The sequence below is a fragment of the Bacillus cereus group sp. BceL062 genome (genome assembly GCF_051780025.1).
Classification (GTDB): domain Bacteria; phylum Bacillota; class Bacilli; order Bacillales; family Bacillaceae_G; genus Bacillus_A; species Bacillus_A toyonensis.
Genome location: NZ_JBPWGY010000006.1, coordinates 53349 through 78952, shown reverse-complemented (window position 1 = coordinate 78952; position 25604 = coordinate 53349). Strand labels below are relative to the sequence as shown.

Here is a 25604-nt window from a genome sequence, read left to right as displayed (position 1 = left end):
TATGTCAAAAGATAATATAAAAAAACGATTCCGCAACTGGAAAACATGGGTTGCGTTTTTTCTTTGCTTGGATTTCTGCTTACAAAGTTTGGTGTGCTAGAAGCTAAGAGTTTCTTAGATGAACTAGCACCTTATTTATTATCTGTTGGTATTGCTTTAGGTATTTGGTCAGATCATGAAACAAACTTTGAAAATGAGAATAACAAAGGAGATGTTCAGTAATGGGTAAATATAGTTTACATGGTGGTCACAATAGTATCGTACAAGGTGCAAATTGTGGAAGTAGAAAAGAACATGTAGTGGATCGACAGGTTAAAGATGCAGTTGCAGTTAAATTAAGAACCTTAGGGCATACAGTTTACGATGACACAGACGAGACTGGTAGAACTCAAGTGCAAAATTTAAATAACATCGTTCGTAACTGTAATTCGCATGATATTGATCTTGTTATTTCATTCCACTTAAATGCGTACAACGGAACAGCTGACGGTGTAGAAGTGTGTTATTGGAATCAAAAGGACTAAGCGGTTAAAGCATTCGCACAATTAGCTAAAGATATTGGTTGGAAAAATCGTAGTGCGAAAGAAAGACGTTACGGTGAAAATAGATTACATGTATTAGCTGAAACTAAAGCACCAGCTATTCTTATCTAATTAGGATTCATCGATAATGATGTTGATATGGCTAAATGGGATGTTGATAAAATCGCTAATTCTATCGTTTTTGCTTTAACTAGACAAACAGTTGGAAGTAGCCAACCACCTAATCAAAAACGTAATGTTGTAGAGGTAGGGGGAATCGGAAAAGAAAATTTAGAAGATGTAGTAGGAGCTTTAAATTCACTTAAGATGACTGGTAACTTAAATCTTAAAAGTGATGGGTACATTTACCCTGTAACTGATCCAACTAGTGATGCTCAATTAAAAGGATTCACTGACTATCTAGATAAACGTAATTGGTGGTATGAAGTTAAGTAAAAATAAGAACTGTCAAATGACGGCTTTTTTAATTTAATTTATATTCACTAATTCATTAAATGTAAAATCAGTATTCAAACCGAAAGCGTTTGTACAGTATAAAGTACGCGTCATCGGTTCAATATGTAATACATTTATGTACATGTTGTGGACTATTCCATCACGAAAGTGTGAAGTAAATATTTTCTCATGAGTTTGTTGGGAATGGATAAGTCCACATTCAAGTTATTCCTTCATAGCATCTGAAACAATTGGTTTAGGTATCGTATTCCCACCTATTATGTTACCGATTCTAGCGAATTGCTTCGGCATACTGTCGAACGGTTGCCGCTTCACCATGTCTCCGCCTTAGTATCTGCGGTGTACCTAATTTTAATTTTCTATGATAATTCTCCCGACTCGTGTAATTTGTATACGAGCATACGCTCTTTTGTGAAGTTTAAATTCATTCTAAACATACTGGATAATAAAGGTATTTGCTTCTGTTCTGTATATTTATATGATATGATTTGAGGCGTAATTTAGAATTGAAAGTAGGTTATACATTATGGGTTTGAAAATAAGTTTTATTTGGTAATAGGGATGTAAATCAAAGTTGGTTGCTAGTGTTAACAGCTTATTTACTATTTAAACGTAGGTATTTAATAGATAGCAATATTATATGGAAAATTGAATAAAGTAATAAATGGGTTGTATTCAACTGATTAATGAAACTGTAATAGATTAACATAAAGAAAAGGAATGAAAATAATATTAGGCTTGCTAATATTATTTTTGTTAGGAGGTGGAATGTTTATGTATAATTTAAATTTGGTAAATGCTAAATTTGATAATTCTTTGTTAGAAGTTCCTCAGAAAGCAATGAAATCCTTGTGTAGAGATATTTCTTTACCATGTAATCCAGCTATTATTATTGCTTCTATTTCTACAAGTAACGACAAATCGAATGGTTCTAGAATAAATTTTAATAAAATAAGTATTGTTTCAAATAAATATTCTCAGCAAATTGATATTGTTTTAAAAAATCAACATATTAATATGCAAGAGGACTCAAAAAATGAATTTACTATAAAAGTCCCAGTACTCTATAAGAAAATTGAAGAGGTAATAATTGATTATATAAAGTCAACTAGAAAAGATTCGAATGAATACTTATATAAGGCAATTGAGATAGTACATAAAAATGATGGGTATCGAGTATTGTTAGCTGAATTTGATAAGAAAATTTTTAATTCTTATCAAAGTCCTTTTCTAGAAAAAGTTATTGATTCGTTGAATAGTATTTCTCTGCTAGAAAACTCTGATTATATCAATAGAAAGTTAGTTGAGGAAGGCCGAAAAACATTAGAAAGTTATTTTGTAAAACCATTAGGAGAAGATGTTAAGAGGAATGATACTGATTTATTTGAGATTATTAATAGTATTTCGCTTTTGAAGTATGAAGGTACTGAGAATAATGGACAATTACTTTTTTGTTCCAATAAGGACATTAAGTTAAAGAAGAAATTTATATTAGATAAAGCAATAGAATTGTCAATTTTTAAAGTTAATGCCATTAGGAAATTATTAGAGATATCAGGGGGGAATCTATATATACTCTGCAATGGTTATGAAATATTTGGGATTGGTGAAGTTTTTAAAAGTGACCTAACGGATGATAATTTTTGTATCAAATTTAAAAGTCATGGTAAATGGAACTTGGAGCAGCCTATAGGTAAAAGAATTATGAATGTTTCTTATGGAGTTCCAAGGTTACCTAATTCACCTATTACTCAAGATGAATATAATTCTAAATTTAATACGATTTTTAAAGAATATTCTTCGGATGTAACTTGGAGGATTGTAGAAGCGGCAAGAAAGCAAGAACATGGTACGATGGTAGTTATTACCGATCATGCAAAAAAAGAAACAAGAAGATTATCTAATCAAGCGTTTTTATTTCAAGATAATAAGCAGTTTCCAGTAGAATTCGCGAAAAATTTTACATCTATAGATGGCGCTATTTTGTTAAGTCCTGAGGGGGAATGTCATGCAATAGGTGTAATTCTAGATGGAGAAGCATCTACCGAAGTAGGGGACATTGCAAGAGGTGCACGCTATAATTCGGCATTAAGATATTTAAATCGATGTAAAAAACAGGGGCATAATTGTTTAATTGTAATTGTTTCAGAGGATGGAATGATTAATTTATTTACTAATAAAGACCTTTAAATAAATCTTAATTTATTTTATTAACAAAAGAAAATCTTATATAATTATGATTTGAAAAATAAAGGGTTTTTATTACTATAAGTGAGTCCTAGTATTAATTTTAGTATAAATGTAGAAAAATATGAAAGTAATGAAATAAATGAAAATGTTATTTCTAAGTGTAATGGAAGAAATATAAAAAGTGCTAACAAATTTGCTAACATCTATACAAAATGGATACATTTTTGAAAATGGTGAGAGTGAGAGTATGTTGGATATTGTCCTACCTGCCCTTAACAAAGAAGAATGTACTTCAAGCTTTGAAAAATATCACTTATTTTTATCAAGTAAAGAATAAAGAGATATAGAGCGTGTACAAAATGGTAAGATGATCGGCATGCGTGAAACGGTTTTAGAACGAGTCAACTATATTCAAGAAATACGAAAAGGTGTAGAGAAGCTGAATTCGTGGGATAAGCAGCTTATTGAGTTAGCTTATCTAGGGAAGAGAATCCTAGTTGGGTAAAAATATGTAGGTTATTGAATATGTCTCAGCCGGATTACTATAGGAAGAGGAATAAAGCTTTGTGTGAGCTTGCTTATAAGCTGGGAATAGAGGTAGAAGAATGAGAACCGCTTACTGTAGCGGTTTTTTATTTTTATTATATATTTAATTATAACGATTTAAAGAAGCTGCTGTCTTTGGGATAGCAGTTCTTTTATTAGGAGGAAATTTATGTGGGAAAAGTTGTGAGAGAATATTTTTCACCAAGTAAACAATATAAAGCTCAAATAATAAAACGAAAAGATGGTTTGTATACAACGGAAGTTTATAGGTGGATGGAGGATTGTGGATATGAGTTTTGGAGTTCTATGTCGCAAGGGCTGTCTTTAATAGATTGTGAGGAACAAGCGGAGGTGGTGGCTGTTGAATAGTTGAAGGTTTATTCTGGGGAGCGTTTTTAGTAATTTATTAAGAATATTATGTATGTCAGGACGTAGTATAGGAGTCTAGGAAAGAAAATTAGTTTAAATAAAAGATAACCACTTGTTCTCACGGGTGGTTATCTTTTATTTAAAGTTATAGTGAGTTCGGTGAAGTAGTAGAAGCTACTTCTGATAGAGTAGTATTTTGGATGTTTATAGATTCTAATATACTAACTGCCTCTGTTTGAATATCACTATTTAGAGCAGAAAGGATTCTGGTGCAAGAAATCTAGTAAACTTGGACATACTGATACTACTAAACTAAAAAGGACGTGTATCGGTATGAAAAAACCAGTAGAATTCAAATGGAAACATTATCAGCCTGATATTATTTTATTAACCGTGAGATGGTACCTACGGTACAGCCTCAGTTTTCGTGATTTGGTGGAAACGATGGAAGAACGCGGACTATCTATTGCTCATACAACCGTCATGCGTTGGGTACATCAATACGGACCTGAATTAGATGAACGAGTACGGCGTCATCTTCAGTCAACCAATGATTTTCCTGGAGAGTCGATGAAACCTATGTGAAAGTCAAAGGTCAATGGCTGTATCTGTATCGTGCCGTTGATTCAGAAGGGAATACCATTGATTTTTATCTAAGTGAATCAAGGGAGAACCAAGCAGCCAAGCGCTTTTTTAAGAAAGCCTTGGCTTTTTCGCATGTTTCTAAGCCTCGTGTAATAACTGTAGACAAGAATCCAGCTTATCCCATCGCTATCTAAGAGTTAAAAGAAGAAAGGCATCAAACTAAGACAAGTGAAATATCTCAACAATATCGTAGAGCAGGATCATCGCTTCATTAAAAAACGAATTCGCCCGATGCTTGGGTTAAAGTCCTTGCGAACTGCTAAACGAATTATTGCAGGGATAGAGGCTATGCACATGATTAAAAAAGGACAGACTCTCCAAAGGGAAAAGTCTGTCCAAAATCAAAAAGAATTTATTCATAAATTGTTTGGAATAGCTTCATAAGCTAGCAATTTAAAGGGAATTGACATTCTATGTTTCTATCGGGTATTTTTTGCACCAGAACCAAAAAAGACACCATAAGGTGCTTTCCTCCGACTTGAACCATCTTAATTTTAATAATGGGTATGCTTGCCCATCCCCTCGAATAAGGGGAATAACCAAAAAAGTGTAAAAATATATAAAAGTTTGTTGCCATGTTTCAAATTTGGTTTAGTTGTATTTTTAACATGATGTATAAATATCTAATGAATTAAGCTAATTCCACTATTTTGGGGACTTTGTAAAAACATCCATAATACCTTGGTTATATTTTCTTTGTAGTTATTTTCGTAAATTAGTTATGAAGATGATATAATTTCTTTATGCAAAACACAATACTAAGGTGGTAGTTATGAGATATTCAGAAATTGCGGAGAGTTTAAATTTATATATTACTAAACATCATAAAGATGATAAGTTATCGTATATAACACATTATTTACAAACATACGGACATCCTGCTGCTGATTACTATGCAGATGTAGCTTTAAAATATATCCCAGATAATATTGATTTAAATAATATTATTTGGGATATACCATTCCCAAATGTAGAAAATCCTAAGTTTACATTCATCGATTTATTTGCTGGAATTGGTGGAACTAGAATTGCGTTCGAAAATTTAGGAGGAAAATGTGTTTTTTCTTCTGAAATAGATTCTTTTGCAAAGCAATCATACCAATTTAACTATGGTGAGGTTCCATTTGGAGATATAACACAAATAAATGAACAGTCTATCCCCGACCATGATGTGTTAGTAGGTGGGTTTCCATGCCAAGCGTTTTCTATAGCTGGAAAACGTGGTGGATTTGATGACACAAGAGGAACTTTATTTTTTGAAATTGCTCGTATTCTACGAGAAAAAAGACCTAAAGCCTTTTTCTTAGAAAACGTAAAAGGGTTGTTAAGTCATGATAGAGGTAGAACTATAAATGTTATTTTAAATACATTAAGGGAAGATTTAGGTTATTTTGTTCCTGATCCAGAAATAGTTAATGCTGCTGACTTTGGAGTTCCTCAAAAGCGAGATAGGGTATATATTGTTGGATTTAGAAGAGACCTAAATATTAATGAATTTAAGTACCCAACTCCTTTGAACTATAAAACATCGTTCATTGATGTTAGGGAAGAAAATGTAGTTTCATCTAAGTATTATTTATCAGAATCTCTACTTGAAACGCTTAGGAACCATCGTTTCAGACATGCATCTGCTGGAAATGGATTTGGATATGAAGTCATTGATGATGAAAGTATAGCAAACGCAATCGTGACTGGTGGTATGGGAAGAGAACGAAATCTTATTGTAGACAAAAGATTAAAGGACCTTACCCCTGTTACCCATATAAAAGGTGAAATTAATAAAGAAGGAATTAGACGTATGACACCAAGGGAATGGGCTCGTTTGCAAGGATTTCCAGACAAATTTGAAATAAGGGTTTCTGATACCCAGGCTTATAAACAATTTGGAAATTCGGTTGCTGTACCAGCAGTTCAAGCAACAGGAAAAGAAGTGATCCAAAGGTTACTTAAAAATAGAACTCTAGAAGGAATTGACCATGAAAATATGGAGATTTCAGAGCAACAAACTTCTAGTGATAATTCGGGGGAGATTGGATTGGTTACACTTAACAGGGGCGAATGGAGCGAAGTTTATACAGTTTTAAAGTTATTAGCAGACGGTAAATTATATGCTGCTGATTCAGATTTAAATAAGATGGAAAGTATTTATTATCCTTTAATTAAAATTTTACGTTCTGAACTTCTAAATAAAAAATTAACTAATTATGAATACCTCTATGAGGAGACAATTGATTGTCCTGAAGACTTTAAAATCCGCATTGTACATGGAGATACAAGCGAAACGCTTTTAGAATTATCTGTTGAAGAATTTAAAAATAAATCTTTACAACTTTTAAAAGATATACAAGAAGGTCAGGGAAGATCATTTCCTGTAAGTCTTGATGTTGAAAGATTTTTACAATCAATTTATATTTCTAAAATGAGTGAAAGCTCAGACAAAAAGCGTGATATAACTCTTGTTGTTCATGATTTAGTAACTGGATTTGAACCTGAACTAGGATTTAGTATTAAATCAAAATTAGGCAGTGCTGCAACACTTTTAAATGCATCAGGAGCTACAAATTTTACATTTAAATTTACAGGACAAGCTCCGTTATCAGATGAGGAAATAGCAAGAATTAATAATACCTATAGTAGTACTTACGAAAGAATCATAGAACTAGAAAAAATGGGATACCAACTTGAATGTGATAAACTAGAAAATAATATTTTTAAATCTAACTTACAGATGATGGATAGTTCCTTCCCATTTGTTATTTCAGAACTACTGAAATATTACTATAAAAGAGAATGTAGTTCCTCAATGGAAGATATGATGCAACATATTGAACATATAAATCCTTGCAGATTTGATACAACAAATACACATCCATTTTATCGTTATAAAATGAAAAACTTTTTAGTAGATGTAGCATTAGGAATGAAACCAAACGAAATCTGGCATGGTATCTATGATGCTAACGGAGGATATATTGTTGTCAAAAAGGATGGAGAACTAGTTTGCTACCACGTTTATAACAGAAATGAATTCCAAGATTATCTGTTAAAAAACACAAGGTTTGAAGCCGCTTCACGTTCAAAACATGATTTTGGATATGTTTATAAAGATGGTAATAACCTATTAATGAAATTAAACCTTCAAATTCGTTTCAAATAATTTCTGGGACCAATTTTTTACAAATTGGTCCTTTTTGTTTCAAAAAATCCATTTTTGGTTCAAATGCCAAAATGGGGTTCAGCCGAGATACTTGTAAAAATAGGTCATAGAGATACATCTTTTCCCAGGCGTAGGTTTTATGTTAGTACGTTGGCGGGACACTAAATAAGGAAAGGTGAAAAAGTATGGAGTCTGAAATTAGAAATTGGATTTTAGAAATGAATAAGCACGGTATTTCAAACGAACATATAGAATTGATGAAAGATCGCGTGATGCAAAGCAAGAGTGATTATGAGTTTTATTATGATAAAGTAAGTGAAAGTAAAAAAACTGTTTGTGTTGATGTAAATAAAATTATAGGGATTGGTACGGATGTGACTCCCTATAAAAAATCAATTTACACATTGTTCTTTTCTGTATTTTCACGACGTACTGGAATACAAAGGAAAAAAATCATGGAAAATTTAGATAGCCTTATAACCAATGGTCTCCAATACCAACACGATTTTTATGAAAATGAAATGACAAGGAATCCCCCTGAATTCGATTATTACCTAGATGATGACGTTTATTTTACCGTTATTGATGGAACACATAGAACGGTGAGTGCAATAATGTTTGGAGCTCCTAAGATGAGAGGGCGCGTGACTACCTATAAGAAAAATATAGATAAATATAATAATTATTTAATACATAAAGATTCTGTGCGGAAGTGGAAAGAACTAAATAAAAAACTTAAGTCTATTTCTATAATTATTCATAATGAGACAGATATATCTATAGATAGATTCGATGACAAGTATCAAATTCGATTAAAAGAGTTTCCTAATGAAAATCTGTATTTAAATTTTTATTCACCTATCGTCATAATTGATAATCAAAGTATGGTAGATGCAAAAAGGATTGAAAAAGAAAGAGAAAAAGTAGATATCTTGATTCATAAGTTGCGACAAATAGATGATTGTTTATTTTCAAATTCAAAAAAACTAGGGATACTACCCTTACCATTATGTTTAAAGAAAAAAATAAAATTCCGTTTAGGAAGTAGATTGTTAGAGAAACTATATAAAAATAATCAAAGCTTAAAGATGTAACAGACTTTTCGTTTCAAAGGTACAATGTTTTGATATGGTGTCCCTCAAGAGATAAATAATGCTAACTCAGGTACTTATAGATAGGCTTAATCAAGTTTTGTATTCACGGGAGGTATGAAAGTATGAACCTTGTGAGGTAATTTATTTTCTTAATAAAACCTTTTCACTGTAAAAATAGGTCATAGAGATACATTTTTTTCAGACGTTGTTTTTCGGAGATGTTTGTATTTGAAAATATGAAACATTACAACTATTAAACTTGCTGTAAAAAAAATAAAGAGCAATACTAGTGATGAATTTAGTATTGCTCTTTATGGTTATTTAATTACCAGTACCTAAAATCGATTCTGGTGCAAGAAATCTAGTAAACTTGGACATACTGATACTACTAAACTAAAAAGGACGTGTATCGGTATGAAAAAACCAGTAGAATTCAAATGGAAACATTATCAGCCTGATATTATTTTATTAACCGTGAGATGGTACCTACGGTACAGCCTCAGTTTTCGTGATTTGGTGGAAATGATGGAGGAACGAGGTTTATCCATTTCTCATACAACGATTATGCGTTGGGTTCATCAGTATGGTCCTGAATTGGACAAACGGATTCGACGTTACCTCAAACATACAAATGACTCTTGGAGAGTCGATGAAACATATATCAAAGTAAAAGAGCAATGAATGTACCTGTATCGTGCTGTTGATTCGAAAGGAAACACAATCGATTTTTGCCTAAGCAAAACAAGAAATCAGAAGGCTGCAAAGCGCTTTTTCAAGAAAGCTTTGCAGTCTTTTCATGTCTCAAAGCCTCGTGTTATAACAGTCGATAAGAATCCAGCTTATCCTATAGCAATTGAACAGTTGAAAAAAGAAAAAAGCATACCTGATGGTATGCAACTTAGACAACAAAAGTACTTGAATAACATAGTAGAACAAGATCATCGCTTTATAAAGAAGCGAATTCGTTCTATGCTAGGGTTTAAATCTTTTGACACAGCTACATCCATTCTTTCGGGAGTAGAAGCCATGCATATGATTAAAAAAGAACAGATTGATTTACAGGACCAGTTTGTCCAAAATCAGAAAGAATTCATCCATCAATTGTTTGGACTTGCAGCATAAGATACGATTCCGTTAGGAATATATGCGCTTTATTCTCTTTTATTTTATTTTTGCACCAGAACCTCTTTTATATGTTTATAGAATTAATTATGCGATGAAATTATGTATAGTAGAGCTGTCTCATTAACATATATAATACATATAAGGTATGAGCTTATAACAAGTTATAAAGAAGGTGGTGATGTTTTATGTTGGGATTTTTTAAACGAAAAAAGCAAGATAAACTTCCAAACGAAGATAAATTCACGAGATTCGCAAGAAAGAAAGAGGAGATGTTGCAAGAAGCGCGAAAGCTGATTTCTAATTTTTATTTCGATTTTGAATATGTAAGTGAAAATCTACAACATGCTCTATGTATTGATCGACAGTCTAGAAAAATAGCCTTTGTCCAACTAGCTAACACCAACAAAGAGCCTGAGATATTAGCTTTAAACAATTTAGATGCATTAGGTATAAGCTATGATTCACGTGAAATAGGTATAGAACGGTTTTCATATTTTAGTCTTGAAGATCAGTATAAACCAGAAGAGTGCGCTAAAAGCATCGAACCAACAACAATGTCCACCATGTATGTGATTTCTCTATATTTTAGACATACTGTAGAGTATGTAGATAAGAAAGAGATTGTCATTCCCTTTTATAATAAGGAAACGTCCGAGTTTAGTTATTTAGAAAAGCACGAGGAATTAAAGAACATCTATCAGTTTCTAGTTAATTGTTTAATTGAAGACGAAAAAGCAACAAGACAAGAGGCAAGAATTACTGAACTAAAATCTATCATTGATGGGTTAGAGGAAAAAAGGGAAAGAGCTTTGAAGAAACAGAACCGTTTGAAAGATAATAGATTGACATTGACTAGGTTATTATTTGAATTGAAAGAGTATATCCCTTTCTCCCTTCATCAAGATATCGGATATTATGTAGATACACACAAAATAGATTTGTGTATAAAAGGGTTTAGGAACGAAATATTATATATAGGTTGTAACTACGAAGCATTTGAACCTACAGAAAATCCAGAAATAATTATTTTAGTAACTCGAATAATCGAGTTGAATATTCGAGATTATGGATATAACGAAGTATGTGTTATACCTTGTCAATCGGATATAGAAGAACTATCGATAACAACGGATACTAGCATACAACAACAAATTGTACGGGAAGTACTTCATCATATGGACTTGTGTATGGAGATTTTTAGTAGAACATGTGAATTCAGAACTTTTTATAACAATACACTGTTTATTAACTACGACAGTAAGGATATCCTTTATTATCTAAAAACAAATGATATTAAATGGGATAAAGAAAAGCTTCCATCTTTAGAGTTTTTAATCGGAAACGAAGCCGTGAATATCGCATTTGTACCATCTGACCACAAAATCGAATACATTTCCCTAGAGAATTTAGGGGAACTTTGGAATGTAGTTATTCAATACGCTTTAAAAATGGAATATTACTCAGAAGACATGCAAGAAGCTTTATTATTAAGTAAAGCTCATTCATATGAGAACGGGGCTCTTTCAATTTACAATGTAAAAATACCAAATTCCTTACCCTATGATCTAATAGATAGAATTCAATATGCATTCTTTATTCACACAGGATCATTGATGACAAAACTTGAAATGATTGAAAACCCTGAGGGGATTGCGTGTCAGGATGAGGATAGTGGGGGTATGCCGCAAGCGGTTGTCGATTGGATTAGTGAGTTGAAATCACAACCACATACACTTTTTGAAGTATTCGATTTTCGACATATAAATGAAGAATTCTATGTCTTTATGGATAATAAATTGTATGTGGCAAGCCGTAAAAATTTCACTTCGGATAAAGAATATCGCTTACCTGAAGAACCTTGGATGGCAAACCTTACAAAACGTTCACTTCGCATAAAAGGGGGATATATGTCACTTGGTGAATATCACTATAACTCCTGTCATGAAGAGTTTGTATCAAATATAAGAACGTATTTGACCACTTTAGATCAGATGCAACTAAAGCAGATGGAACCTTGGGAACAGGCTCTTTTAATTACACCTGCCATTCAAACGCTATTCGAACGATTTTATAAAAAGAAAGTAAAGCCTGATATGTATGCAACATATTTAGATGACATTTTAGATCAAACGCTTAATATAGATGAAGAAATTGAAACTTTCATCCAATTTCTTATAAAAAGAAAGTATCTTGAGGGAGATGAATTTTTAGTAGGTGTTTTTGTACGAGAACAAGTTGTAAAGCTAGCAATACATGATTTCTCAGTAACCTTCCTTCAACATAATGGAGTTCATTTCGAGAATGTTGGTGATATGACCTTAACGGGTTGCTTACAGAAGTTCCATACTTTAGATTTTGCAATGGTAGAGAATCGTGAAGATGTAGCAAATTTCATGTGCTTCTTAATAAAAAATGACAAACTCACTGTAAATGGTACATATCAAGATTTGTATGAAAATCTATATAACATGTTAATACAAGAGGGTGAAGAGCAAACGTTGCAAGATTATGAATCTTATTTATTAGCTGAGGATGAAAATATACAATCTGTGACACTTGAAAGAATTGATCAAATGGATGGATACCAGTTTGAAGAATTTGTAGCACAGCTGTTTCAAGATATGGGCTATAAAACAGAGGTTACTAGTAGTTCAGGAGACTACGGCATTGATGTCATTGCTAGAAGAAAAGGATTGTCTATTGGAATTCAAGCAAAGAGATATAGTGATAAGGTCCCTAATAAAGCAGTGCAAGAGGTGATTGCTGGAATCGCTTATTACAATTTAGACCAAGGGATGGTCATTACAAATAATTTTTATACAAAACAAGCACAAAATCAGGCGAAGGGTACCAACGTGTTGTTATGGGACCGAGATATGTTGCAGCGTAAACTTTATGGGTTATACGGAAAGATAGATAATCTCCATAAAAATGAATAATCATATAGAAATCATGAAAACTGCTTTAAATGATTTTAAGAAAAAGGAATAAATAAAATAGCTCAAATTAATTATCAATCTACAATGCACAATGGAATTGAAATTACTACCATTAAATCTTTTTTGAAACAAAAAGATTTTGAAGTTTTATCTCAAATTTATAAAAATGGACTTATTCGTGATTGGGGTATAACTCAAAGCCCACAGAAGATAAAACAGTGGGATAAGATTCAAAGAGGAGATGTCGCGCTCTTTTCAGCTAATAAACAAATTTTTGTTTCTGCTACGATTACATATAAAATGCATAATCTAGAGTTAGCAAAGCATCTATGGGGAGAGACAGAGAATGGCGAAAGCTGGGAATATATTTATTTTTTAGATGAAGTAAAGAATCAATCTATTAGTTTAAGTATTTTCAATAGATTGTTAAATTATGGAGAAGGAAATTTAATACAGGGTTTTAGAGTGTTAGATCAAGAAAAGAGTAACATAATTATGGAGGCATTTGATTTCCATAGTGCTCTCTATACACCAACAAGCACAAAAGAGGAAATAAAGCAGAATATAAAAGATGTGATAAGTGGTCTGGAGCATAGTGCTTCTTTGGATAGTGAAATTAAAGGTAAAGCAAGAAAAGAGCAAGGGATATTACGAGGTTATTTGTTTGCTAATAAAAAGACATGTAGATGCGAGATTTGTGGGGAAGAATTCCCGATAGATTTACTTGTAGCAGCTCATATTAAAAAAAGGGCGTTGTGTACTCTAGAAGAGAAGCTAGATATAGAACATGTTGCTATTCCTATGTGTAAGTTTGGCTGTGATGAATTATTTGAAAGAGGATATATATCTATTTTAGATGGGGAAATTGTTAGTCTCGTAGAAACAGAGCAGTTACCTCAATCAGTAAATAAATATATCGCTAATATTGAAGGGAAGTCTTGCTTAAATTGGAATTCGAATAATGCAAAGTATTTTGAATGGCATTTTAGTCATCATAGAGGTGTATGATACTTAGCTAGTAATGCTTAAGTTGCAAATTATTGAAATTCTATTGAAATATGTACGGGGAATTATTTAGGAAATAAAAAGACAAATTTTAAAGTAAGGTAAAACTGTAGAATGAAGCTGAATAATCAATCGTAGAAATATTATATAACGAAGTATCCACTGATTGATAAACTATAATTATGATTATGTTGTTGTTTGTGATTCTAAGCATAGGATTAATTTACGAAGAAGTAAGCATGGGACAACAGTAATCGTCAAATATATATTTATAGAGATATGAGAGAGCCTATTTTATTTTAGAAATGAAGATGATAATGGTGAAATAAAAGAATTTAAAACCATTCCACTATTAGAAGATTTAGAGTTACAAAAACAAGAAAGAGCTAAAAGAAAAAGGACTTTGAGGAAAAGTTAGCAGCATTAAAAGCATAGACAAAGAGACTTTATGAAAAGCTTGATAAAGTGAAGAAGAATAAAAAAGATAAGTGATGCGAAGAAATCCAGATTGCTATTTCACACAGGAGGTAATGCTACTAATGAAAAAGGGAGCGGCACTAATATTAATAGCATTGTTATTAACAGCATGTGATTCAAAAAATGTTGTGACTAAAGAACAAGTCAAAGAAATTAATGTAAAAGAGTACATACCGCAATCAGTTGGAACTATAATTACAATCAGTACTTATAAACCTGAAAATGGTAAAGAAGGAATAAAACAAATTGATAAAGTAACTAATGTTGAAAAAAGTGGAGAATGGAATAGGGTGTATAAAGACCGGTGCAGTTATTTCGATGATAAATCAATCGATCCCGTATGTGTTGATAGTGGAGTTGAAGCTACAAACAAAGTGTTGATGTCGAAAGCCGGAGACATGGAAATTAACACCGATTATATACAATGGCAAATAAAATCTAAAGAATTCCAATTTTGGGTTTCTGGTACAAAAAAGAAGATTTCAACTCCGGCTGGAGATTTTGAGGATTGTATCGAAATTACGCAACAAAACAAAGACTCAGATACTAAATTCCTACATTATTATGCAAAAGGGATAGGGAAAATCCAAACATATATGTTAGAGGGTTCGAAAAAGAGATTAATATCTGAGTTAACAGATATAGAAATACCTAAAAAAAGTAATGAAAAAAACACATCTGCTCAAAATAACGAAGTAAATAAGAAAGAAGAAAATGAACCTACAAACACGCAAGCTGAGATTACAACAAAACATCCTTCTTCTGAAAATGAACCATATTCTAATGGTAAATATGGATTTGAAATTGATTTACCGGAGCATTGGAAACAACATATTAGCATCCGAAAAGAACAACCAGCACAAGATAAGGAAGAATCATTTACACTTGTATACGATCTGGGTAAAGGATTAAGTTCACCTATTGTTACTATTCTAAAAGAAACGAATGTAGGAGATATAACTGAAACCATTAACAAGAATAAAGAAGTAGGGATGTATTTCTTGGACCAATCGCCAGAGTATCTTTACTTTTTCATTACACCAATGGATCCGTCCGCAGAATTAATGCAACCAGGAAATGAAAAACAATTGAGTGACTTGCAGAAAATCATTTCTGAAGAAGTGCCAAATGTTATGCAATCGTTCAAACTTAAGAAGACTAAGTGATGATCTATCATCACTTAGTCTTTTTTGAGTTCTTGTGTAAAGGAAATAGTACTCCCGAAACAGTTAAAGAATCTTTAATGTACAAATCAAATAATAAACAACTAGTTTACAAACTATTGACAACAGAAGACTTGCGAAGCTTCTATGCGTCAGTCAGTTGCATCAAAAGAGGATTAGACTCACGATATACAAAACTTACCGTAGTGGGTGATGTGAATCGAAGTGGGTCGATAGTACTAGCGGCAACACCACAGCTTAAAGCACAAGGCGTCAAGAAAATATCAAGGCTTTATATTGATGTTTTTTTGGTTCTGGTGCAAAGATAAAATAAAAGAGAATATAGCGCATATATTTCGAGCAGAATTGTATTTTATGCTGTTAGCCCAAACAATTGATGGATGAATTCTTTCTGATTTTGAACAGACTGATCCCGTAAATCAATCTGTTCTTTTTTAATCATATGCATAGCTTCTACTCCTGCAAGAATGGATGTAGCTGTGCCAAAAGACTTGAACCCTAACATAGAACGCACACGTTTCTTAATAAAACGATGATCTTGTTCCACTATATTATTGAGATATCTAACTTGTCTTAGCTTGATGCCTTCAGGCATATGTTTTTCTTCTTTCAACGCTTGAATTGCTACAGGATAGGCAGGGTTCTTATCTACTGTTATCACGCGAGGTTTAGAAACGTACGAAAAAGCCAGGGCTTTCTTGAAAAAGAACTTGGCGGCTTGTTTATCTCTTGATTTACTTAGATGAAAATCAATGGTATTCCCTTTTGAATCAACGGCACGATATAAATACATCCATTGCCCTTTTACTTTAATATAGGTTTCATCGACTCTCCATGAATCATTGGTTGATTTTAGATGATGTCGTACCTTCTCTTCTAATTGAGGTCCATATTGATGAACCCAGCGCATAATCGTTGTGTGAGAAATGGATAATCCTCTTTCCTCCATCATTTCCACCAGGTTACGGAAACTCAAATTGTATCGTAGGTACCACCTTACTGTTAATAAGATTAGTTCAGGCTGATAATGTTTCCACTTGAATAGGTTTTGCTTTTCCATACTGATCACGTCCTTTTTAGAGTACTAGTATCAGTATGTCCAAGTTTCAGAGATTAGTTACATAAATCTTATAGTTTTTGCACCAGAACCTAATTCTTCTGTTTAGCAAGGTTTATAACTATTTATCTTAGTTTAATAATTCATAACCAGAAGTATCAATCTATAAATGAATCTGGGAGCAGCTTACACTAAAATGGTTAAAATACAGTGGATATAGAGGGGATTTTTTGGCACTTAATAGTATGAAAATTAAAAAAATCAAATTGGATAATTGGATGTCGTTTGATCATGCTGGCATCGAAATTGATATAGATAATCATTTTGTAATTATAGGCCCTAATAATGTTGGTAAATCAAACTTATTAAGGTATTTGCTTGAATTAACAGAATTATATACTGGAGTTTTCATTAACTCTGAAACAGACACAAGGTGGAAAGGCTTGGTTGTCACCAGAGATAAACGATGGCAATTCGATGCAAATAATATCGTTAAAGCAGATATGCTTATTGAGTATAAGTCTACCAAAAAGATACAATATCGGTGGATTTCAATAGTACATGATAAAAATAAGACAGATTATTTTATGTCTAAAAGTTACCTGAAAAATTGTTCCGTACCAAAAAAATTCCAGAATAAAAATAATTTAATAACTTTCCTTTTTATTAAAAGGATTCTGCAATCAATAACATACTTAACAACCGATAGAAATCCTTATCAAATGAATAATAAAAATAACTCTAACAAATTTGATGGAAATACTACTTTTAATATGTTAGATTGGCTATTTCATAATGATGATTACAGTATAACGCAGGAGTTTTTGGACAAATTCGATAGATGGATGAACATTTTGTTTGGTGAGAAAATGCAATTTTATAGCATAAGGGATGATATTAGTAAGATTATAGTTGAAACTCCATCTGGTCAGCATAATTATGAGCTGAAAAATATGGGTTCTGGCGTAGCACAAGCACTTATGTTATTAACTCTTTGTTTTTATTCTAAAGTACAAAAAAAAGATTTAATTATTTTGATAGAGGAACCAGAAACTAATTTACATGCACGCGCATTAGCAAACCTATATAGGATATTAGAAGGTGAATTTTCATATTTTCAAACGATTATTACTACTCATTCACACATTTTATTAGATAAAAATTATAGTAAGTGGTCAATTGCAAGAGTCATGCGAAATAAACAAGGAATATCATCCATACAAACTGGTATAACGGAAAAAGATAGATATGAGATTTTAGATGATTTAGGTGTCAAAGCATCACATTTATTATTGAGTAACCTTACAATTTGGGTAGAGGGACCCAGTGATATTTACTATATAAGAAACTGGATTAATAAATTGGGTTATAAGGGAGTATTGGAAGAGGATATTCATTATTCATTTGCAATGTATGGTGGATCTAACATAAAAAATCATAGTATAGGTTTAAGTGAATCGCGAGTAGATGAATTAGTTAAAATAATAAACTTCAGTCAGTATGCAATAGTAGTATTTGATAAGGATAATAGAAATGATAAAAATAAGAAAGAAGGTATTCAAAGAATTATAAATGAGGCTGATCAAAATGAAAATATTATGCTATGGGAAACTGACGGCAAAGAAATAGAGAATTATGTACCCAAAGGTCTAATGCTAAAGGTTCTCAAACTTAAAGGTATTAAGAGTGAAAACCACTCAAAAGTAAGTGTAGCTCCACTAAAGGAGATTCACGGTAAGTTCAAAAACGACATTGGTTTTCAAGTGTATTTTAGTGATATGTATGAATTAGACAAAAATGATCTAAACGAAGTTATTTCACAAAGAGTTAAGTGTAAGAACTGTTCTTCATACACTTATTATAGGTGTGCTAAATGTAAAGATAAAAGAGAGGAAGAGAGTGAAAATTTAAGGAAAGAAATAATAAATAAAATACAGGATAAAATGGTCCAGAAGAAAGTGGAAATATCTAAGAATATTGGGGAGAGGTGGAATTCGAGCTATAGGCCCAAAAAACTAGTAGCAAAAATTCAGGAAGTGGTAGATTTTATTAAAAAAGCAAATTGTAACTAATTTTTGTTAAATAGTTTATTAATGAACTATTTTCGTACAATAGTACTGCTTAATTTAGTGAATACATCTTCTACAGGTTATTCCTAGAATAGGGTGCATACATGGCCATGATCACACTCTAAGTATTATCAGTAGGTATTACGCAGTTCAACGATACTATTCAATAGAAGAATGATATTCAACAATCGGCGCTATTTTTGAAAAAAACTTAGATTTTCAAACGCTTTTTTGTTCTACTTTTAAGTACAGTGAAGTATCTTATATCGAAATTAAGCAACTATATTTTAACCCCGTCCTAAATTTAGAACGGGGTTATGCATGTTTTTGGTTTTAAAATTAAATAACTTTATTGTTTTTTTTAAGATGGCTGTTCTTAAGTCTTTTTCCTCTAATGTTGCGACAGCTTCTATAGTCGTTCTGTCTGGAAAACAAACCATATCTTTCAATTCCCCTGGATGTATTCCTGTTGCCAGTACCATTTTTGCAGGACCTAATACAGTTTGGTCTGCAAAAGATAGCGCCGATAATGTGGTGCTGAACAAGAAGTATTTGGAACTAAATTATTGATGATTAGGACTCTTTGAGATGTTTATTCAGAATCAAACAAATCAGCTATCTGATTATAAATATATACTTTGTTTAACCACCATGCTTGTTTAGTCATGTAGTAGTCAGAATATAAATCTGTTTGATCATCCGGACGATTAATCCATTTAATTTTTGCGGGTAATTTGTCAGAGTACGGACTACCTTCATAATATGCTGTTTCGCTAGCTGACAGTTTACTGAACAACTTATCCTGCAAAGAAGAATTGATAAATTTTGTCGTTCTTTTTTTGGGAGTCCATTTAATCTCAACACCTGTTTTAATCTTATGAATTGTATCTTCCCAAACTTTATGAACTGAAGTTTCAATATCTTCATCAGGCATTTCCCAAAATTTCGCACCTTTAAGCGTTAAAACGTCTCCATCGTTTTCAAAAACAACTATCAAAAATTTAGTATCTTGCAGAAACTCTCTTAATTCCGATTCTTTCCATGTTTCTTCGATAACTTCATCAAATTTGTATTCTAAAATTTTAAATTCTTCTTTGAGCTCCTTCTTCCCCTTATAGACAACCACGGTCTTAGGTTTAATATTAGCTTTCGTAATTTCTTGACCAAAATCATCCTTTTTCGCACCTTTAATACCCAGCATATGCTTTATGATTTCTGGATTAGTTGATTTCGTATTATCTTTAACATTAAATTCCCTAGCTAAATCAGCACGTTTTCTACCAATATATGGTTCTATCTTGTCGAGTATGATGTCCAATAACGATTGATTTTGCAGGTCTAATGGATTAGTAACAATAGCTGGCGAAGGCTTTCTTCCTAATACATAAGTCCTGTATAAATAGGTCATATACCCACCTTTTAAAGAGTATGCCCTTTGTTTTGCTTGAATATCGGAAAAAGGTTGATCTCGAAAAGATTCTGCGGCTGTTTTTCCTTTCGTACACGGAGATAGATACGTAGTGAGACGCTCAGACAATTCATGTGCTCGTCCTTGCTTAATATAATCGTCGATGATATGCCAATCTTGTTTGATGATGGCGAAGTCTACAGGATTTTTCATCATTTCATATAAAGCAACATCTGTAATAATGAAGTCATCCTTATTTGTTTCAGGTTTCCATCTATAAAAAGCAAGTTCAATACTGTTGTTTTTGTGTAAGAAGTGGCTTGTTTCAAATGGTTCTTTTACTACTTCCATATAGTTGATAATATTTAAAACTAATCGCTCTTTTGCGCTTAACGTACCATTTTTATTCTCTTTGATTGGGGTGGCTTTTAATTCAACACCAGCACTACGCATATCTGGTTCGCTATCGCTATCTTTTTCTTTACCAAACCAAGTCTCCCACGCATCACCAGCACCGGATTTGTGCGCCCCAGTAAGAGATTGATTATTATTAATTTCTCTAAGGCTCTTTCCAATAGCTTCTAGCCCATGACTATGGACTTCAGCTTTAGTTTTATATAGTTCATCTGTCATTTTTTCATCCCCTAATTTAAAAATCAACATGAAGATCCATCGTTAACTTTATTGTACCTATTATTTGATCTCTTTTGAAATATAATTTATAATAAGTCATCGAAATAACGAAATACTATATTAAGAGGTGAATGGGGTAGTTAAAAAACTTTCCTTTTATGTTGTATTAATAATCCCTAACGGAACTTACCGGTGAAGTTCTTTGCTTTATAACAACGTGTAAAATCAAAAATAACAAGATGAAGAAGTGGCTTGATAATTTCTGCCATGATTTAAATAATGGTTGGCTAGGTATTTTTTTAACTAACCCTTCGTTCGAAATCGGCCTTAGCGAGGTGGCGATATAATTCAACTTCGTGTAGATGAAGTATTAAAAGAAAGAAATATGACGCAAAGGGTAGAGAAAATGCATACGTGTATCCATAATATGTGATTCGTGAAAATGGATAGATTGGGTGATAAGAAATATAGGATAAGAGGAAAAAGCCTTATGCCTATTAAACTAATAAGATAGCTTTAGCCTAAAGTTAGAAAGAATAGGCTAAAGGATCTTAAATTGATAACATAAAGATAGAAAAATGCTGCTTGTAAAAAGCCTTTCAGACAGGGGTATGTTTATAAGTTGAAATATCCACTTGAAACAAGGTTTTACCTAAATAAGAGGAACTACTCCTAAAGATAGAAGTACCTACAAATTTCAAAAGATTTCCTTGAGTATACCAAGAAGCAAAATATATTTATGATAAAATATAGAAAAAGATGATTAAGAGGGGACAATCAAAGTGAAACCAACAATTTATGATGTTGCGGAAAAAGCAGGTGTATCAATAGCGACTGTATCCAAGGTAATTAATCAAACTGGGCGTATTAGTGAAAAAACAATAAACAAAGTAAATAAAGTAATGGATGAATTAGATTACCAACCAAGTAGTGTAGCAGCAGCGTTAACAGGTAAAAAAACATATACGATTGGGGTACTTGTCCCAGATATCTCAAACCCTTTTTTTGCTGAAGTAGCAAGAGCTTTTGAAAATAGTGCACGAGAATCAGGGTATACACTCATTTTATGTAGTACAGACCATCAAACAAAACGTGAGCATGAATACATTGATTTATTATTTAAAAAGCAAGTAGATGGCATAATTATTGCAACGGAGCTAAATGATTATAAACTTGTAAAAAAAATCGTGAATCGAGATTTACCACTTGTATTATTTACCGTTGATCATCCTTCCATCACGACTCATGTTGTGACAACTGATGATATGAGGGGAGGCTATCTAGTTGGAAGTTATCTAACGCAGAAAGGCCATACATCTTTAACGATTATGATGGAGAAGGATAGAAAAAGTAGCTTAGGGAGATTGAATGGTTTCAAACAAGCTCTTACGGATTCAGGTATTTCGTTAGATGATGATGCTATCATTAGTTGCTATTCTACTGTGGAAGATAGTAAACGTGCTAGTAAAGAATTACTTAGTTTGCCTAACAGACCTACCGCTGTTTTTGCTTGTACAGATTTAATTGCTATATGCCTTATGAATGAAGCAAGAAAACAAGGGCTTTCAATTCCTGAAGATTTATCAATTATCGGATTTGATAATACTATTTATGCTGAGATTGCAGATCCAGGGTTAACAACAATTGAACAGCCAATTACACAAATGGCAGCCTGTACGTTTGAACAACTCTTAAAAACGATGGAAATGAAAGAACATGCTAAGCAAAAAATTACAATTATTCCTCAGTTAGTAGAGAGGTCCTCAGTAAAGGATATTACATGAAAACTTTTTTAATAGCCTACTTGAATGTAACGAAAAGAAGGTCATCGTAACCATGTGCAGTTATGATGACCTTCTTTTTATTTAGAGTTTATACTGAGAATTGCTCTCCGCTTTTCGTATTTAAATCCTGTTTCATCTCATTTTCCTTTGGAATAGTAAGGAAATGAGTTAAAAATGCGCCAAAGAAGTACAAGCCAGCAAAGATCCACATTACGCCGCCTACACCTAATGGACTGATGAAAGCAGTTACTACTAATGGTCCAACGAAAGCTGATAATCCTGAACCTAAATTTAAGACAGACATCGCGGCTCCTTTATTTTCAGGAGCTAAAGATGGTACTAAAGCTGTAAGAGGTACATAACCGGCAAGTGTTGCTCCATAGCAACAGGCAACAAATAATATTGCCCAATAATTATGTCCTACCATTTGTGGTACATAATAGAGTGCAAGAGTTACAATTCCGCAACCGACTCCTCCGAACCATTTAATCGTATTTACCCAACCAAATTTGTCACCAACAATACCAAAAATAATATTGAACACCATATTTACAAAGAAGAGAGTACCCCAAATTTGTAGCCATTCAGTCATCGTAAAATTATATTTCATCATATAAGTAGGCAGGAAAACAACAAATCCAAACTGAGCGGCTGAATTTATAATTTTGACAATACCACCTATACCAACTTTAGGATTTTCAAATGCGATGGTAATGCCTTTTAGTAATTCACTTGATTTGTTATAGCTTACGGTTTGTGCTTTAAATTTGTCCTTATTTACAACAATTGAGAATAATCCCCCGACGACAACAAAAATTAAGGCGCTCCATAAAGTAGCGATTTCCCCGATTTTAGGAACCATATAGCTAGAATAGAAGGCCCCGATAACACTAAGTCCAAGCTGGAATACGAACCAGAACCAACCAACTGCTCTTGAAAGCATTTGTTGAGGAGTACTGTAAGATACCCAAACTAAGAAAGAATAAGCAAATAAGGGATAACCAAATCCTCGTAGAGCGTAGCAAAGTAATATAACGGGATAATTCATATGTTGAATTCCTATACCGATGAACCCAATGGAGCCTAAAATGAATGATACTAAACCAAACGTCATTACTTTTCTTGGTCCCCACATTTGTACAAATACCCCCGAAAACCAGGAAGAAGCAGATACAGTAATTCCGTAAATCGTAAACAGAAAAGCAGCGTGTTCTAGCGTTAAGCCATTCTCAACGAGATAAGGGGATAACCATCCTTGTTCTAAACCATCCCCAATCATAAAAACAATAATCCCTATGTATCCCCAAGTTAAATTAGAAGGGATACCAATCTTGTCCATAAATGTTTTGTTTGAACCAATTGCGTTCATTCTCCCACCACCGATAAATTATTTTTGGTTAAGCGCTTAATTCTTTTTGATAAAAAAAGTATACGCTTACATTATGAGGTCGTCAATGAAATTTTTTGACAATTTACAACTTTCTTTCATAGGGGGCAATCTATTTACTTATCGGACACTAAAATAATTGTGAGTATGAAAAGAAGGGAATACCTTATAGATGGGAGTTTACTATTTAAAAGGCTTAGTATTCTTTGTTATATCAGTATTTTAAAAGAATATATTTGTAGATTTTTGATTATTTGTTTCTAATTATTACTTTGTATATGGATGTAGTACGTTTACTTACGAAATTTGAAATTCGGATGAAAAGAAAAGTATTCAAAAAAATAAAAATGTTTTCAATTTAGAATCAAGTGTGTATAATGAAGAAAAATAGGGAAAGCGCTTAACTAAATTTGATGTGCTAAACCTTATAGACTTCCATTTTGTTTCTTAAATTTAAATAAAGAGGGAGAAATCATATGAATGTTGTAACGATTGGGATTATTGGTGCTGGACGAATTGGGAAACTGCATGTTGATAATTTGCAGCTTATGCCACAAGTAAAAATTAAAGCGGTTTCAGATGTAGTGATTAGTCATTTAGAAAAGTGGGCTGAGGATAAAGGGATTTCCACTCTGACAACTAACTATCAGGATTTATTAGCAGATCCAGAAATTGATGCTGTCTTTATATGTTCACCAACAAATACACATGCGCAAATTATTAAAGAAGCGGCTCTTGCGAAAAAACATATTTTCTGCGAAAAGCCAGTTAGTTTCTCGGTAGAAGAAACATTAGATGCATTAGAAGTAGTAAAAGAACAAGGAGTATCTCTTCAAGTAGGTTTTAACCGCCGTTTCGATCCTAACTTCAGAAAAGTCTATGATCTTATTCAACAAGGAGAAGTGGGACACCCACATATTTTAAAAATTACGTCTAGAGATCCACAACCGCCAAGTATAGAATATGTTCGTTCTTCAGGTGGATTGTTTATGGATATGATGATACATGATTTTGATATGGCTAGGTATGTGATGAATAGTGAAGTTGTCGAAGTATTTGCATATGGTACAACATTAATTGATCCATCCATTCAGGAAGTAAATGATGTTGATACAGCAATTGTCACATTGAAATTTGCGAATGGAGCTTTAGGGGTAATTGATAATAGCCGCCAAGCTGTTTATGGATATGACCAGCGTCTTGAGGTGTTTGGTGAAAAAGGAGCGGTCGCTGCTGATAATTGTTGCCCAACAACTGTGCAAGTGTCAAAAACAGAAGGTGTTGTAAAAGATAAGCCGCTTTATTTCTTCTTAGAGCGCTATACACAGGCTTACATTGAAGAAGTAACACAATTTACAAAGTCAATTATAGAAGGACAAGCTGTTATTTGCAGTGGTAATGATGGGCTACAAGCAGAACGAATTGCGAAGGCTGCGAAGGAATCATTACTAACAGGAAAACCTGTTCAAATTGAACATAAACAGCCTGCATTAAATCAATAAAGAGAGCGCTTACTTCTAGAAAATTAAAGAGTAGT

General features: G+C 32.7%; 14 protein-coding genes and 7 pseudogenes. 16 read left to right on the top strand and 5 right to left on the bottom strand.

The genetic code is table 11. The features are described from left to right. Position 1 precedes the first annotated feature (1 nt). Both ACS2MN_RS15580 and ACS2MN_RS15575 read left to right on the top strand, forming a co-directional pair. Positions 2-222: pseudogene (locus ACS2MN_RS15580) on the top strand (hypothetical protein). Continuing rightward, positions 222-977: pseudogene (locus ACS2MN_RS15575) on the top strand (N-acetylmuramoyl-L-alanine amidase). The pseudogenes ACS2MN_RS15580 and ACS2MN_RS15575 overlap by 1 nt, the downstream one beginning before the upstream one ends. A gap of 33 nt (positions 978-1010) precedes the next feature. Here the strand turns inward: ACS2MN_RS15575 and ACS2MN_RS15570 are convergent. Continuing rightward, positions 1011-1187 (bottom strand): YolD-like family protein, encoded by a 177-nt coding sequence (locus ACS2MN_RS15570; RefSeq protein WP_346994703.1) that lies wholly within the window; start codon positions 1185-1187, stop codon positions 1011-1013. Positions 1188-1772: 585 nt separating this feature from the next. On the opposite strand from ACS2MN_RS15570, the gene ACS2MN_RS15565 reads away from it, so the two are divergent. The 11 genes and pseudogenes from ACS2MN_RS15565 to ACS2MN_RS15515 form a co-directional block, all read left to right on the top strand. Further along, complete coding sequence (locus tag ACS2MN_RS15565) at positions 1773-3188, top strand: DNA integrity scanning protein DisA nucleotide-binding domain protein (RefSeq protein ID WP_346994637.1); 1416 nt, start codon at positions 1773-1775, stop codon at positions 3186-3188. 343 nt (positions 3189-3531) lie between these two features. Beyond that, a pseudogene (locus tag ACS2MN_RS15560) lies at positions 3532-3797 on the top strand (DUF1492 domain-containing protein). A 108-nt stretch (positions 3798-3905) separates the two neighbouring features. Next, on the top strand, positions 3906-4103 hold the full coding sequence (locus ACS2MN_RS15555; RefSeq protein WP_346994636.1) for a hypothetical protein: 198 nt from the start codon (positions 3906-3908) through the stop codon (positions 4101-4103). A gap of 333 nt (positions 4104-4436) precedes the next feature. Beyond that, a pseudogene (locus ACS2MN_RS15550) lies at positions 4437-5132 on the top strand (IS6 family transposase). 388 nt (positions 5133-5520) lie between these two features. Continuing rightward, positions 5521-7905: an HpaII family restriction endonuclease gene (locus tag ACS2MN_RS15545; RefSeq protein WP_346994635.1), complete on the top strand. Its 2385-nt coding sequence runs from the start codon at positions 5521-5523 to the stop codon at positions 7903-7905. A 185-nt stretch (positions 7906-8090) separates the two neighbouring features. Then, on the top strand, positions 8091-8999 hold the full coding sequence (locus ACS2MN_RS15540; RefSeq protein WP_346994634.1) for a hypothetical protein: 909 nt from the start codon (positions 8091-8093) through the stop codon (positions 8997-8999). A gap of 414 nt (positions 9000-9413) precedes the next feature. Continuing rightward, a pseudogene (locus tag ACS2MN_RS15535) lies at positions 9414-10121 on the top strand (IS6 family transposase). Positions 10122-10309: 188 nt separating this feature from the next. Continuing rightward, complete coding sequence (locus ACS2MN_RS15530) at positions 10310-13063, top strand: restriction endonuclease (RefSeq protein ID WP_346994633.1); 2754 nt, start codon at positions 10310-10312, stop codon at positions 13061-13063. 84 nt (positions 13064-13147) lie between these two features. Beyond that, the gene (locus tag ACS2MN_RS15525) at positions 13148-14071 is read left to right on the top strand and encodes an HNH endonuclease (protein WP_346994632.1); all 924 of its coding nucleotides are present in this window, start codon (positions 13148-13150) and stop codon (positions 14069-14071) included. Positions 14072-14607: 536 nt separating this feature from the next. Next, on the top strand, positions 14608-15711 hold the full coding sequence (locus ACS2MN_RS15520) for a hypothetical protein (RefSeq protein WP_346994631.1): 1104 nt from the start codon (positions 14608-14610) through the stop codon (positions 15709-15711). Between the two features lie 77 nt (positions 15712-15788). Beyond that, positions 15789-16004 (top strand): annotated as a pseudogene (locus tag ACS2MN_RS15515) (damage repair protein); the annotation flags it as partial. Between the two features lie 77 nt (positions 16005-16081). Here the strand turns inward: ACS2MN_RS15515 and ACS2MN_RS15510 are convergent. Beyond that, positions 16082-16789: an IS6-like element ISBwe3 family transposase gene (locus ACS2MN_RS15510; protein WP_346994630.1), complete on the bottom strand. Its 708-nt coding sequence runs from the start codon at positions 16787-16789 to the stop codon at positions 16082-16084. A 227-nt stretch (positions 16790-17016) separates the two neighbouring features. On the opposite strand from ACS2MN_RS15510, the gene ACS2MN_RS15505 reads away from it, so the two are divergent. Further along, complete coding sequence (locus ACS2MN_RS15505; protein WP_346994616.1) at positions 17017-18858, top strand: ATP-dependent nuclease; 1842 nt, start codon at positions 17017-17019, stop codon at positions 18856-18858. Between the two features lie 284 nt (positions 18859-19142). Here ACS2MN_RS15505 and ACS2MN_RS15500 read toward each other — a convergent pair. Both ACS2MN_RS15500 and ACS2MN_RS15495 read right to left on the bottom strand, forming a co-directional pair. Further along, a pseudogene (locus ACS2MN_RS15500) lies at positions 19143-19379 on the bottom strand (pyrroline-5-carboxylate reductase dimerization domain-containing protein); the annotation flags it as partial. Positions 19380-19447: 68 nt separating this feature from the next. After that, complete coding sequence (locus ACS2MN_RS15495; RefSeq protein ID WP_346994615.1) at positions 19448-20896, bottom strand: Sau3AI family type II restriction endonuclease; 1449 nt, start codon at positions 20894-20896, stop codon at positions 19448-19450. Positions 20897-21678: 782 nt separating this feature from the next. Here ACS2MN_RS15495 and ACS2MN_RS15490 point away from each other — a divergent pair. Then, positions 21679-22680, top strand: coding sequence for a LacI family DNA-binding transcriptional regulator (locus tag ACS2MN_RS15490; RefSeq protein ID WP_346994614.1), 1002 nt, complete (start codon positions 21679-21681; stop codon positions 22678-22680). Positions 22681-22768: 88 nt separating this feature from the next. Here ACS2MN_RS15490 and ACS2MN_RS15485 read toward each other — a convergent pair whose 3' ends face one another. Next, positions 22769-24049 (bottom strand): MFS transporter, encoded by a 1281-nt coding sequence (locus ACS2MN_RS15485; RefSeq protein WP_346994613.1) that lies wholly within the window; start codon positions 24047-24049, stop codon positions 22769-22771. A gap of 494 nt (positions 24050-24543) precedes the next feature. Between ACS2MN_RS15485 and iolG the strand changes: the two genes are divergently transcribed. Beyond that, complete coding sequence (gene iolG / locus ACS2MN_RS15480; RefSeq protein ID WP_001103665.1) at positions 24544-25569, top strand: inositol 2-dehydrogenase; 1026 nt, start codon at positions 24544-24546, stop codon at positions 25567-25569. Positions 25570-25604 lie beyond the last annotated feature (35 nt).